General features: G+C 32.9%; 10 protein-coding genes. 4 read left to right on the top strand and 6 right to left on the bottom strand.

Translation table 11 applies throughout. The features are described 5' to 3' along the window. Positions 1-118 precede the first annotated feature (118 nt). From HM981_RS13125 to HM981_RS13100, 6 genes are all read right to left on the bottom strand, one after another. Positions 119-1,912 carry a chloride channel protein gene (locus tag HM981_RS13125; RefSeq protein WP_179339263.1) on the bottom strand — a complete coding sequence of 598 codons (1,794 nt, stop codon included), beginning with the start codon at positions 1,910-1,912 and terminating at the stop codon, positions 119-121. Positions 1,913-1,958: 46 nt separating this feature from the next. Further along, the gene (aspS, locus tag HM981_RS13120) at positions 1,959-3,713 is read right to left on the bottom strand and encodes an aspartate--tRNA ligase (RefSeq protein ID WP_179339262.1); all 1,755 of its coding nucleotides are present in this window, start codon (positions 3,711-3,713) and stop codon (positions 1,959-1,961) included. 139 nt (positions 3,714-3,852) lie between these two features. Then, positions 3,853-7,386: an efflux RND transporter permease subunit gene (locus HM981_RS13115; protein WP_179339261.1), complete on the bottom strand. Its 3,534-nt coding sequence runs from the start codon at positions 7,384-7,386 to the stop codon at positions 3,853-3,855. Positions 7,387-7,445: 59 nt separating this feature from the next. Further along, a complete protein-coding gene (locus HM981_RS13110) occupies positions 7,446-8,627 on the bottom strand; it encodes an efflux RND transporter periplasmic adaptor subunit (protein WP_179339260.1) in 1,182 nt (393 codons plus the stop codon). A 15-nt stretch (positions 8,628-8,642) separates the two neighbouring features. Beyond that, positions 8,643-9,989: a TolC family protein gene (locus tag HM981_RS13105; RefSeq protein WP_179339259.1), complete on the bottom strand. Its 1,347-nt coding sequence runs from the start codon at positions 9,987-9,989 to the stop codon at positions 8,643-8,645. A 3-nt stretch (positions 9,990-9,992) separates the two neighbouring features. Beyond that, positions 9,993-10,595: a TetR/AcrR family transcriptional regulator gene (locus HM981_RS13100; RefSeq protein WP_179339258.1), complete on the bottom strand. Its 603-nt coding sequence runs from the start codon at positions 10,593-10,595 to the stop codon at positions 9,993-9,995. Between the two features lie 178 nt (positions 10,596-10,773). Here HM981_RS13100 and HM981_RS13095 point away from each other — a divergent pair, with 178 nt between their 5' ends. From HM981_RS13095 to ric, 4 genes are all read left to right on the top strand, one after another. Then, positions 10,774-11,748, top strand: coding sequence for a polyprenyl synthetase family protein (locus HM981_RS13095; protein WP_179339257.1), 975 nt, complete (start codon positions 10,774-10,776; stop codon positions 11,746-11,748). Continuing rightward, complete coding sequence (locus HM981_RS13090) at positions 11,748-12,098, top strand: hypothetical protein (protein ID WP_179339256.1); 351 nt, start codon at positions 11,748-11,750, stop codon at positions 12,096-12,098. Before HM981_RS13095 ends, HM981_RS13090 begins: the two co-directional genes overlap by 1 nt. A 76-nt stretch (positions 12,099-12,174) precedes the next feature. Further along, a complete protein-coding gene (locus tag HM981_RS13085) occupies positions 12,175-12,609 on the top strand; it encodes an RrF2 family transcriptional regulator (protein ID WP_179339255.1) in 435 nt (144 codons plus the stop codon). Positions 12,610-12,659: 50 nt separating this feature from the next. Next, positions 12,660-13,391 carry an iron-sulfur cluster repair di-iron protein gene (gene ric, locus HM981_RS13080; RefSeq protein ID WP_179339254.1) on the top strand — a complete coding sequence of 244 codons (732 nt, stop codon included), beginning with the start codon at positions 12,660-12,662 and terminating at the stop codon, positions 13,389-13,391. Positions 13,392-13,420 lie beyond the last annotated feature (29 nt).

Here is a 13,420-nt window from a genome sequence, read left to right as displayed (position 1 = left end):
TTGGTATTGTATAAAATATTTAAACAAATTTTAATTTTATCAAGAGAGAAGAGTACTCTTCTTTTTTGTGTGAAGTATTATTTTTTAAAGATGAAGAGTTAATAGCTTAATATATGGCTTAGGATTCGCCTTGTAAATTAATTAATTGACGTCTATAAGATGTTAGTAGTTTAGATTTGGTAATGAAACCATAATACTTTCCGTCTTTTTTTACAGGTAAATTCCATGCGCTACTATCTTGGAATTTTTTCATAATATCCGTCATTTTATCGGTATCTAGATTAATGATTTTAAGTGGTTTTTGCATTAAATCTGAAGCCAATAATTTAGTATATAAAGATTGATCGAACATAATAGATCTTAAATCATCTAACAAAATAATTCCTTCTAATTCATGACTGTCTTTATCTACTACAGGATAAATGTTTCGTTTCGATTTTTTAACAGCCTTTTGAATAATGTCCTCTAAAGTCATTTCGGGATTTAAAACCGTAAAATTAGTTTCAATAACTTTATCTATATCCATTAATGTTAAAACAGCATGATCTTTATCGTGAGTTATTAATTCTCCTTTTCTGCCTAGTTCCATATTATATACCGAATGTGGTTTAAAATATTTTGTAATACTAAATGAAATGGTAGAGGTGAGCATAAGCGGTACAAAAAGATCGTATCCTCCAGTAAGTTCTGCGATTAAGAAAATAGCGGTGAGTGGTGCATGTAAAACACCAGCCAAAAGTCCTGCCATACCAACTAGTGTAAAATTACTTTCGGATAGATGTGTGCTAAATAAACCACTATGATTAATAACCTTAGACATACAAAAGCCCATAATACTACCCATAAATAGGGTAGGAGCAAAAATACCACCAACACCACCTGCACCAAAGGTTAATGCGCTAGCAACAATTTTAAAAAACATGAGGGCTAAAAGAAGTAAAATTACATGCCAGACGTTTGCTAAATCTAGATTAAAGATGTTACTTTCTAAGGCTTTTTCGGGATGTCCAACAATTAAATTGTTAATTACAGCGAAGCCTTCACCATATAATGGCGGAATTAAATAGACAAGTAAACCGATGCCAATACCTCCAACTAATAATTTTTTTATAGGTGAGTTTAGCGTATCAAATAACTTTTGAATACGGTCGTAAACTTCAGTGAAATAAAGAGAAACAAAAGCTGCAATGATACCTAACAGAATGTAGAAAGGTGCATCTGCAAGATAGAATTTGTCCTCTATTCTAAATGGTAATAATAATTCGTCTCCAAAGAAGAATTGTGATGTTAAAATAGCAGAAAGCGATGCTAGTAATAAAGGTAACATTGAAGCAATGGTTAAATCTAAACTGAATACTTCAATGGCAAAAACAATTGCAGCAATAGGAGCTTTAAAAATAGAACTCATAGCTCCAGCTGCAGCGCAGCCAACAAGTAAAGTTCTTATGGTTTGGTTCATGTGAAACATTCTTGCAATGTTAGAACCTAATGCAGCGCCTGTGGCAACTGTTGGACCTTCTAAACCTACAGATCCACCAAAACCTACCGTTAAGGGAGCTGTTAAAATTGATCCAAACATCTGAAAAGGTTTCATAATACCTTTACGTTTAGAAATGGCATATAGTGTCGATGGAATTCCATGACTTACTTTGTGCCTTATAATATATTTTACACTAAAATAAACTAACGTTAAACCTAAAATGGGAAACAAAAAATAAAACGCGTGATGGTAATATTTTACCAGTTTTGTGTCTAGTAAATATTGGATAAGGTGTGTTAAATTCTTTAAAACAACGGCACCCATTCCTGCAGTGAAACCAATAATGATACTGAGTATCATTATAAATTGCTTTTTGGAAATGTATTTTGCTCTCCAAATAAGTATTTGTTTTAAAATGGTTTTTTTAGGCATAACTGTAATAACTAAAAAACCCTGCTTTATGCAGGGCTTTTATGTGTTATGATTTTAAGTTGAGTTTTAAACTCAATTCTTTTAGTTGTTCATCATCAATTGGTGCAGGTGCATCAATCATTACATCTCGGCCTGAATTATTTTTAGGGAACGCAATGAAATCTCGTATTGTTTCTTGGCCTCCTAAAATGGCAACCAATCGGTCTAAACCAAAAGCTAAACCTCCATGTGGTGGAGCTCCATATTCAAAAGCATCCATTAGGAATCCAAATTGTGCTTTAGCGTCTTCATCAGAGAATCCTAAATGCTTCAACATAATAGCTTGTGTTGCTTTATCGTGAATTCTAATAGAACCACCGCCAATTTCGTTACCATTCAATACTAAATCGTAAGCGTTAGCTTTTACGTCTCCAGGATTGGTGTCTAATAATTCTATTTGTCCAGGTTTTGGAGATGTAAATGGGTGGTGCATGGCATGGTAATGACCAGTCTCTTCATCTAATTCTAATAATGGGAAATCAATAACCCAAAGTGGTGCAAATACTTTAGGGTCTCTCAAACCTAAACGTGTTGCTAATTCCATACGTAAAGCACTTAATTGTGCTCTTACTTTATTTGTATCTCCAGATAAAACACAAACTAAATCTCCTGCTTTTGCGCCAGTAATTTCAGCCCATTTAGCTAAATCTTGTTGGTCGTAGAATTTATCTACAGATGATTTATAAGTCCCATCGTCGTTACAACGTGAATATATCATGCCTAAAGCACCAACTTGAGGGCGCTTTACCCAATCAATTAATTTATCGATTTCTTTTCTTGTATAACTATTTCCACCAGGAACAGCAATACCAACTACTAATTCGGCATTATTAAAAACACCAAATTCTTTATGTTGTGTAACTTCGTTAAGTTCTCCAAACTCCATTCCAAATCTAATATCTGGTTTGTCATTTCCATATAAACGCATCGCATCGTCATAAAGCATTCTTGGGAATTTTTCAATTTCAACACCATTCACTTCTTTAAGTAAGTGACGTGTTAAGCCTTCAAAAACATTAAGAATATCTTCTTGTTCTACAAACGCCATTTCACAATCTATTTGTGTGAATTCTGGTTGTCTGTCTGCACGTAAATCTTCATCTCTAAAACACTTTACAATCTGAAAGTATTTATCCATACCACCAACCATAAGCAATTGCTTAAAAGTTTGAGGCGATTGAGGAAGTGCATAAAATTGTCCTTCATTCATACGAGAAGGTACCACAAAATCACGAGCTCCTTCTGGTGTAGATTTTATTAAATAAGGCGTTTCAACTTCAATAAAGCCATCTCCTGAAAGGTAATTTCTAACTTCTTGAGATACTTTAGCTCTAAAAATTAAACTTTCTTTTACAGGATTACGACGAATATCTAAGTAACGATATTTCATACGTAAATCATCTCCACCATCTGTTTTATCTTCAATAGTAAAAGGTGGTACTAAAGATGCATTTAAAATGTTTAATTCTGAAACTACAATTTCAATTTCTCCTGTTGGAATATTAGGGTTTTTTGAAGCACGTTCAATTACCGTTCCTTTAACTTGAATCACAAATTCACGCCCCAACTTAGATGCTTTTTCCATTAAGTCTTTTGAAGTGCGTTCTTCATCAAAATAAAGTTGCGTAATACCATAACGATCTCTGAGATCTAGGTAAATCATAAATCCTTTATCTCTAATTCCTTGAACCCAACCGGAAAGTGTAACTTCTGTATTGCTGTGTGATGCTCTTAATTCACCACAATTGTGACTTCTGTACATATTGAAATTTTAATTTTATTCATCGTTGCTTAAGCGTTGATGAATGCGGTTGCAAATTTAATCAACTTAAAGGATAATTAAATAAAAAGCCTCAACAATTGTTAAGGCTTTCTTTTGTTTAATTTATTGGTGTTATACTCTAAATAGTATTCTCATCTATTCGTTTATCCATATTAAATGTTTCTTGAGCCATAACTTCGCTAGATGACGCTACTTTAGATTTATTCATCCACATTTTTAGTCTAACACTTAAGTAAAATAAAATAGGAACAACAATTAAAGTTAAGAACGTAGCCACTAACAAACCGTAAATTACAGTCCACGCTAAAGGTCCCCAAAATATCACGTTGTCTCCTCCCATATATATGTTAGGATCAAAATCTGCAAACAGCGTAAAGAAATTAATGTTTAGTCCAATGGCTAAAGGAATTAACCCTAAAATGGTAGTAATTGCTGTTAATAAAACAGGTCTTAAACGTGCTTTTCCAGCATTTACAATACTTTCAAAAAGATCTTCGTTTGTTAGGTATTGATCATCATCTAAGTCGAGTTTATTTTTCTTTCGGTCTATTAGAAGTTGTGCATAATCTAAGAGTACCACACCATTATTTACTACAATTCCGGCTAATGAAATGATACCAACCATAGTCATCATAATAACAAAAGCACTACCTGAAAGTACAATACCTCCAAAGACGCCAATGAAACTCAGGAATATAGCTATCATAATAATGGTAGGTTTAGAGATAGAGTTAAATTGAAATATTAAGATGAAAAAGATTAACCCAAGACCCGTAAAAAATGCGCCAACTAAAAACGCCATTTGTTTGTTCTGTTCTTCTATTTGGCCTGTGTAATCGATATGAATATCTTCAGATAAACCTTCATAACTTTTCATTTCATTCTGAACCTGAGTTACAATGGCTTGAGCATCTGTATAACCTGGAGCTAAAGCAGAATAAACGGTTACTACACGTTTAGTCGCTTTGTGTTTTATAGCACTAAAGCCAGAGTTGTTTTTTTGCTTGGCAACGGCAGATAATGGAATTTCCTTAATCTGACCAGTATTGTCTCTAAAGGTTATATTTTGATTAAAAAGGGCACTTTTATCGTAACGTGTTGCTTCATTAAAACGCACATAGATATCATAATCGTCACCATCTTCTTTGTAAATTCCTGCTTTAGAACCAAATATTGAATTACGTAATTGATCGCCAATTTGCTTTGCAGATACACCTAATTCTCCCGATTTTTCACGATCAATTTCGACGAGCATTGAAGGTTTGTCTTTATTGACATCGATTTTAAGCTCATCAATTCCTGCAATATTTTTAGAATTAACAAAAGCACGCATTTGCTCTGCAGTAGCAATTAATTCGTCATAATCGTTACCAATAATTTCAATATTAATAGGAGAACCTGCAGGTGGTCCATTAACATCTTTTTCAACAGAAATTAAAACCCCTGGATAAATTCCAACTAAAGCCTCTTGTACTTTTTGACGTAATAACTCACTATCTTCTCCACGACGGAATTTGTATTCTCGCATGGATGCTGTGATCTTAGCTTTATGAGGCATTTCTGCACCAGAACCCATATCTGTTTGCGGGTTTCCGGCACCTTCGCCAACTTGAGAAACAGCACTTTCTACCAAAAAGTTTCTGCCGTTTTCCATAAACCGATCTGCATTAATAACATCAGAAACTCGTTTTTCAATTTGCGCTGTAATGGCATTGGTTTTTTCAATCGCTGTACCTTGAGGATATTCTATATAGACAATAATCTGATTTGGTTTATTGTCTGGAAAAAATTCGACTTTAGTTCGCTGTGTAGCTAATGAAACCCCAAAGGCAATAAACGCAGCTATTAAGAGTATAAACGTACCAATACTTAAAATATAAGGTTGCTTTTTAGATAATGCACTTCGTAAACGACGCTCGTACCAATTTTCAAGTCTTACTAATGCTTTATTTTGAAATAGGTTAGCCCATTTTCTGATAAAAAATCGGTAAGCCCAAAGCATAATCGCAGTAAAAATCATAATGGTACCTAAGCCACGATATGCACCACCAAAAATTAATATTAATATACCAAAAGTAGCAACTACAATAGTGGTTTTAATAATTTGCTTTATAGGCATATCTTTATCTTCTGTGGTCATATAACGCGATACTAATACCGAGTTAAAAAAGATAGCTACAGCTAAAGATGAGCCTAAAACAATGGATAAGGTTATAGGTAAAATCTTCATGAATTCTCCCATAATTCCTGGCCAAAGTCCTAATGGAACAAAAGCTGCAACGGTTGTTGCTGTTGAAATTATAATAGGAAATGCAATTTCACCAATACCTTTTTTAGCCGCTTCAATACGGCCCATGCCTTCGTCTTCCATTAGACGATACACGTTTTCTACTACTACAATTCCGTTATCTACTAACATTCCAAGTCCCATAATAAGACCAAAAAGTACCATAGTGTTTAAACTATAACCAATCATGTTTAAAATCATTAGTGACATAAACATGGACATTGGGATGGCGAAACCAACAAATAAGGCATTTTTAAATCCTAAAAAGAACATTAAAACGGTAACTACTAAAATAACACCGAAGATGATATTGTTAACCAAATCATCAACCTGACCAATTGTTACAGAAGATTGATCGTTGGTAATAGTCACCTCTAAATCTTGTGGAAATTCATTATCAATAGCATTTTGTACAATAACTTGAATTTGCTCTGCAGCAGCCACCATGTTTTTACCAGCACGTTTTTTAACGTCTAGCATGACTACAGGTTCTCCAGATTTTCTGGCAAATGTTGTGTTGTCTTCTTCTTTAAAAGAAACTGTTGCGACGTCTTTTAGATAGATAGGAAAACCATTATCTGCTTTTACAACAAAGTTTTCAAGTTCAGAAGGTGTTTCTATTTCTCCAATAATTCTGATGGTACGTCTTTGTCCACTTGCTTTTAAGTTTCCGGCAGATTGTGTTATGTTTCCGTTTCCAATAGCACCAAGAATATCATTAAACGTTACTTTGGCTGCCATCATTTTATAAATATCAACAGCAACTTCTACTTCTTTCTCTTGGGCACCTCGAATATCTGCTTTTTTAATTTCTTGTAAATCTTCTATATCATCTTGAAGATATTCAGCAAAATCCTTTAATTTTTCAATAGGATAATCACCAGAAATATTAATGTTTAGCATGGGCATTTCTTCCGAAAGGCTTAATTCAAAAACATCAGGTTCTACTTTTGCACCATTAAAAGTTGGCCAATCTTCACTAGCGGTTTCAGAATCTATTTCGTCTTTAACCTTTTGTTTAGCTTGCTCTACAGTAATGTTTTCATCAAATTCTATGATAACCATAGAATAGTTTTCTTGCGAAGTCGATGTAATTTCTACAAGATTACTTACCGTTTTTAGCTTATCTTCTATTGGATCTGTGATCAGTTTTTCAATATCCTCAGCGGTATTTCCTGGGTAGATGGTACTGATGTAAATTTTGGTTTCGTTAACCTCAGGAAATGCTTCTCTTGGCATATCGAAAAAAGCTGAAATTCCTAAATAGAAAAAGAGTGCAATAAGCACGTACATTGTGGTTTTATTGTTAATTGCCCACGATGACCATGCAAATTCTTTTTCAGTATTTTTTTTGTTATTAGTCATTAGTATGTTTTTGAGTCTTTAGTGTTATTGGTTGTGTATATTGAAAAAAGACAATTATTCTAATTACTCTCTTCTATGTCAAGAACTTGAACAGATTGTCCATTTCTAACACTTCTAGCACCTTCTTTAATAATTTCAGATCCAGATTCTAAACCTTTTAATACTTCAATAATGTCACCTTGGGTTTTTCCAGTTTCTATAATAACACGTTTTGCAGTTCCAATACCTTCAGAATTTTTATCTGTAACGACATAAACGTATTGGTCTCCTTCTGCATTTTCTGAAACCACGCTTTGAGAAATTAATATGGCGTTCTCATTAGTGTAATCATTAATTTTTAAACGTGCAGATAAATTAGGTTTTATGGCCTTGTCTTTATTTGGGATTTCAACTTCAACCTTAAACGTTCGGTTGGCAGGATTAATAAAGTCTCCTGCTTGTCTAATTTCAGTTTCAATTACTTTTCCGAGAACAGGAATGTTTACAGAAACACTTTTGCCTTTAACCACATCAGACACATAACGTTCTGGGACTTCAGTTTCTATGTACATGTTTTCTAAATTAACAATTCTCATCAAAGGTGTTTGTCCTGCACCAACAACACTACCTTGCTCTGTAATAATATCATCTATAGTACCAGAAAAAGGTGCTGATACTGTGGTTTTAGAAATTTCTTGATAGAGTTGGTTTACGGATTCTTGTTGAGACTCGTAAGCAGATTTTGATTGTAAAAATTGAATTTCACTACCAATATTTTGTTCCCAAAGACGTTTTTGACGTTCGTAGGTTGTTTTTGCTAATTCAGATTGAATTTTTAATTGTGCTAATTGCTGACTTAAGCCTCCATCATCGATTTTTGCTAAAACCTGTCCTTTATTTACTTTCTGACCTTCCTTTACAAAAACACGTGTTAAAATTCCGTTGAACTCTGGTGTAATAGTTAAAAGGTTTTTTGTAGTTACATTACCTTGAAGTTCTAAAACGTGAACAAAAACTTCAGCTTTAGCTTTAAATGTTGTAATCAAGGGTACATGTTTAACTGTATCTAGAGTTTTAATTTTTTCATCTAGAAGTTTTATCTTCTCGTTAATGGCTTGTTGCTCACCAACAAGATCACTTCGTTTTGCTCTAATAGCTTCTAGGTTCTCTTTTTCTATGACGTTTTCGACTGAGTTCTTCTTGTCACTTCCACAAGAGACTGCAACCAAGGCAACGATTAAGATTAAATATAAGTGTTTCATTTTGTTAGTGATTTTTTAATTATTGATTGGTGTGTTTAAAACGGTTTCTAAAGCAGCTTTAGAGTTAACAACATCTAACATTGCTTGTAGTAATTCTTGTTGTGCAGCATATAATTGAGTTTGTGCTTGTCTTAACTCAAAACTAGAACCAATACCTTCAAAAAATTTAGTTTGGTTTTTAGTTTCTATACGTTCTGCTAATGCTAAATTTTCCTTTTTATTATCGTAATCTTCTATAGCAAATTGGTAATCACTTTTAGCAGATGCAATTTGTAGCTTTACACGTTGTTCTGTTTCTGTAAGTTCCGTTTTTGCTTTCTCTAAATTAATTTTAGCACGTTGTGTTGCAGCGCCTCGCATGCCTGAACTAAATATTGGAATATCTAAGCTTACACCAAGTAGAGAAGAACCAAACCAATCTTGACTCTTTTTTGCGAAATTAAATTCATTACCATAACCAGAATAGCCACCATTTAAAAAAGCATTTAATGTTGGTAGTGCTTTACTTTTTTCTAATTTTAATAATAAGGCTTTAGCTTCTGCATCGTTTTGTGCAATAAGATAATCAATAGTACTTTCTGGGTTTTCTTCAATATCTAAAACATTGAGAGTTATATTGTTTTCAGTTAACGTATCTAAATTATCAGTTAAAACTAAGGCGTCGTAAACGTCTAATCCTAAAGTGAAATTAAGCATTTGATAAGCCAATTTCTTTAATCTATTGGTGTTGTTTAAACTACTCTTAACACCTGATAACGTAATTTTAAGTTGCTCTACACTTTCTTCTTCCTCTAAACCATTTTCAAAAATTTTATTGGTTTCATAAAGGTTTTTTTCAAGAACTTCTATATTTCGTTCTAAGATAGTAATGCTTTCCTCAGCTAAAAGGACATTTCCATAGGCCTCAATAACCGATTTTCTAACTTCTAAATCTGTTTTTACTTTAGCATTTTTAGAAATTTCTAAATACACTTTGGCAGATTGTAAAGCAACAATGTAAGAGCCGTCAAATATTTTTTGAGACACTGTAGCAAATGCAGTTGTACTTTGCTTGGTGCTAAAAACAACCTCTGCTAAATCGCCTACTTCTCCACCAAGAAATTCAGCAGGAATAACAGATACTTGTTGTTTTAAGTAATTCTGATAATCTATACTCGCACTTATTTGAGGTAAACCAGAAGCTGTGGTTTCCCACTTTTGTTTTTTGGCTGCATCGATATCTCGTGCGGCGTTTATGGAAGATCTATTGTTTTCCAAAGCATAGTCAATAGCTTCTTGTAGCGATAGACTAGAAGGTTGTTCTTGCGAAAAACCGGTTTGAAAAATAAGAAAACCTATTAATATGGCTAATGTTTTTTTCATAGGTTATTTAATATTGGTGTGTAAAAGTGTTAATGTTTCTAATCCTTTAGTAGAGCAAATGCCTCTTAAGTGGTATTCTAAATAATTATTCATGAGTGTTGACATGGCGAAATCTTCTCGAGGAAAAATATCTTGATCCTTTAATGATATCATACCATTAAAGTAGAGTCGTGCTGTAAAATCGATATCTATAGAGCTTCTGTAAATACCTTGTGATAGTCCGCGTTCCAAATTTCGTTTTACACAACCCAGCATTTTCTCGAATTGTTTCCGCTTTAAAGTCGAATAAATTTTAGGATAATACTTTTGAAGTTGATATTGTGGAGACGATTTTTCATCCTTTAAATGAAGCATTACAAATCGTTTAATTTCATAAACCTCTTCAATCGGATTTTTATCTAGCTCACAAATGCAGTCAATACCATTTGCAATCTTATTAAAAACATGCATTGCAGTTGTTTCAACTAATTTTGTTTTATTTTTAAAATGCTGATAAATGGTTTTTTTAGAAATCCCCATTTCATGAGCAATATCATCCATGGTTACACTCTTAAACCCTAAGTTTAAGAACAAGTCAGTAGATTTTAATATTATTTCATCTTTCATCGTGGTGTTCCGCTATAGCAGAATATCTTTTTATTTGGTGCAAATCTACAATAGGAAACTTTAAAAACCAAAAAAGTTTCCTAGGTTTTAATGTTTTTTTATAACGGATCCATTTCTTTATGATTTTTTTAAAACTAGACTGTCTTTATTATTGAAACAATTGAATTATTTTTGCTTCATGCAACACATTGAACTTTATCAAGACACGTTTCTTAAATATTTAGAAACCTTTACAGAAAGTAAGGAGCCAAAAAATCTATACAATCCTATTAATTATATACTTCAATTAGGAGGCAAACGCTTAAGACCAATTTTAACATTAATGACGGCTGAGGTTTTTGGTGAAGATGCTCAAAAGGCCATGGATGCTGCGTTGTCTATTGAAGTTTTTCATAATTTTTCATTAGTACACGATGATATTATGGATGATGCTCCACTGCGAAGAGGCGAAGAAACTGTGCACGAAAAATGGAATTTAAATACCGGAATCCTTTCAGGCGATGCGATGCTTATTATGGCATATCAGCTTTTTGAAAATTACGAAGCTGAAACATTTCAGGCTTTAGCTAAACTTTTTAGCAAAACAGCTTTAGAAGTTTGTGAAGGGCAACAGTATGATATTGATTTTGAAACTAGAGATGATGTTACCATTATTGAGTATTTAAAAATGATTGAATATAAAACAGCTGTTTTGGTTGGTGCTGCTATGAAAATGGGAGCTATTGTTGCTAAAGCGTCTAATGAGGACCAGAATTCTATATATGAATTTGGAAGGCTTTTAGGAATCGCTTTTCAGTTACAAGACGATTATTTAGATGCTTTTGGAAATCCTGAAACCTTTGGTAAGCAAGTAGGAGGTGATATTATTGAAAATAAAAAGACATATTTGGTTTTAAAGACTTTAGAGTTGGGTTCTAAAGAAGCGCAGTCTAATTTAACAAAATTGATGTCTAACTCAGAGCTTTCAAATGATAATAAGGTAGAAAGTGTAAAGGAATTATTCACTAATTCTGGTGCAGCCAAAGCAACACAAGATGCTGTAAAAGCGTATACCAATAAAGCCTTTAAAGTTTTAGAAGGTTTAGATATACCTGAAGACAAAAAACAATTACTTAGAGTATTTGGTGAACAATTAATGACCAGACGTGTTTAATGAGTTTACCATCAAATTTTGAAGATTTAATTGTTGAAGCCGAAGGTTTAAGTCTTTACAAAAAGCTTATTGTTCAGCTTAATAAAGATTTGTTGTATGCAAATATTGACTTAGAATTTGACGAAGAAACGTTGCCAACGAGTTTAAAATTTGTGTTACAAGAAACCGTTTTTAACCTCATAAGTTCTAAATTTTCAGACTATCTCAATTTACTTTATATCGTAGATGTTTCCGAAGCAAAAATTAGAAGTTTAGATGGTAGCGATGCTTTAAAATTATCTGAAGAAGTAACTTTTTTATTGCTTCAACGCGAATGGCAAAAGGTGTGGTTTAAAGCAAAATATTCTTAATTAAAATTATATAGGATAGAATTGTCTTGTATGGGAATATTTAGTATTTTTGTAGTTTAATATTAGTCTCAACAATATGTTTTCTAAAGCTTGTGAATATGGAATTAAAGCGGCAATTTTTATTGCTGTAAACTCGTCTGAAAACAATAGAGTTAGCCCAAAAGAAATCGCGGAAGAGATAGATTCACCACAAGCATTCACGGCCAAAATTTTACAAGCCTTAGTAAGGAATCACGTTATAAAGTCAGTAAGAGGTGCTCATGGTGGTTTTGAAATAGAAAAGGATAAAATAGCAACAACTAAGTTAGCCCAAATTGTTTATGCTATTGATGGTGATGGTATTTATAAAGGTTGTGGTTTAGGATTGCATATTTGTAGTGAAGAACACCCTTGTCCCGTACACGATAAATTTAAAGTGGTTAGAGAGGAATTGAGAGACATGTTAGAGAATACAACTTTAGAACAACTTGCTATGGATATTAAAGTAGGTAAATCATTTTTAAAAATTTAAAAAAAATTTGAATATAAATAAGATAAATCTATCCGAAATAAAACTATAATATGGAAACACTTCAAGAAAATACAACAAAACAAATAGGACAGTATGTTGCAGACGATTTTAGAACAGCAGCAATTTTTTCTAAATACAAAATTGATTTTTGTTGCAATGGTAACAGAACAGTAGAAGAGGCTTGCGACAAAAAAGGCATTGATAGCAATATGTTATTAGATGAATTAAACCAAGTTTTAGATGCTAAAGGTGGTGAAAGTATCGATTATAAATCTTGGCCATTAGATTTGTTGGCTGAGTATGTCGAAAAGAAACACCATAGATATGTGGAAGAGAAAATTCCTGTATTGCTTCAGTTTTTAAATAAATTATGTAAAGTGCATGGTGAGCGTCATCCTGAGTTATTTAAAATCAATGAACTATTTACAGCTTCAGCAGGCGAATTAGCAGCGCATCTTAAAAAAGAAGAACTTATTTTATTTCCATTTATTAAAAACATGGTAAATGCGAAGCTTACCAATAGTGCTATAAAATCACCACAATTCGGAACTGTTGAAAACCCAATTGAAATGATGAAGCACGAACATGATACAGAAGGACAACGTTTTAGAGAAATTGCAGAATTGACGGATAATTACAATCCACCAGCAGACGCTTGTAATACCTACAAAGTAACGTATGCAATGCTAGAGGAATTTGAAAAAGATTTGCATTTACACATACATTTAGAAAACAATATATTGTTTCCTGAAGCTATAAAATTAGAACAACAATTTGGTTAATAGCAGACACTAATTAATTTCTACTTTTG

The sequence above is a fragment of the Winogradskyella ludwigii genome (genome assembly GCF_013403985.1).
GTDB classification, from domain to species: domain Bacteria; phylum Bacteroidota; class Bacteroidia; order Flavobacteriales; family Flavobacteriaceae; genus Winogradskyella; species Winogradskyella ludwigii.
This window is presented reverse-complemented; position numbering and strand designations above follow the sequence as displayed.

Bases quoted from the DNA above. Each gene is read 5' to 3' on its own strand.
- HM981_RS13115 (WP_179339261.1), bottom strand. From the start codon at position 7,386: ATGACTAATAACAAAAAAAATACTGAAAAAGAATTTGCATGGTCATCG.
- HM981_RS13100 (WP_179339258.1), bottom strand. From the start codon at position 10,595: ATGAAAGATGAAATAATATTAAAATCTACTGACTTGTTCTTAAACTTA.
- aspS (WP_179339262.1), bottom strand. From the start codon at position 3,713: ATGTACAGAAGTCACAATTGTGGTGAATTAAGAGCATCACACAGCAAT.
- HM981_RS13085 (WP_179339255.1), top strand. From the start codon at position 12,175: ATGTTTTCTAAAGCTTGTGAATATGGAATTAAAGCGGCAATTTTTATT.
- HM981_RS13125 (WP_179339263.1), bottom strand. From the start codon at position 1,912: ATGCCTAAAAAAACCATTTTAAAACAAATACTTATTTGGAGAGCAAAA.
- ric (WP_179339254.1), top strand. From the start codon at position 12,660: ATGGAAACACTTCAAGAAAATACAACAAAACAAATAGGACAGTATGTT.
- HM981_RS13110 (WP_179339260.1), bottom strand. From the start codon at position 8,627: ATGAAACACTTATATTTAATCTTAATCGTTGCCTTGGTTGCAGTCTCT.
- HM981_RS13095 (WP_179339257.1), top strand. From the start codon at position 10,774: ATGCAACACATTGAACTTTATCAAGACACGTTTCTTAAATATTTAGAA.
- HM981_RS13090 (WP_179339256.1), top strand. From the start codon at position 11,748: ATGAGTTTACCATCAAATTTTGAAGATTTAATTGTTGAAGCCGAAGGT.
- HM981_RS13105 (WP_179339259.1), bottom strand. From the start codon at position 9,989: ATGAAAAAAACATTAGCCATATTAATAGGTTTTCTTATTTTTCAAACC.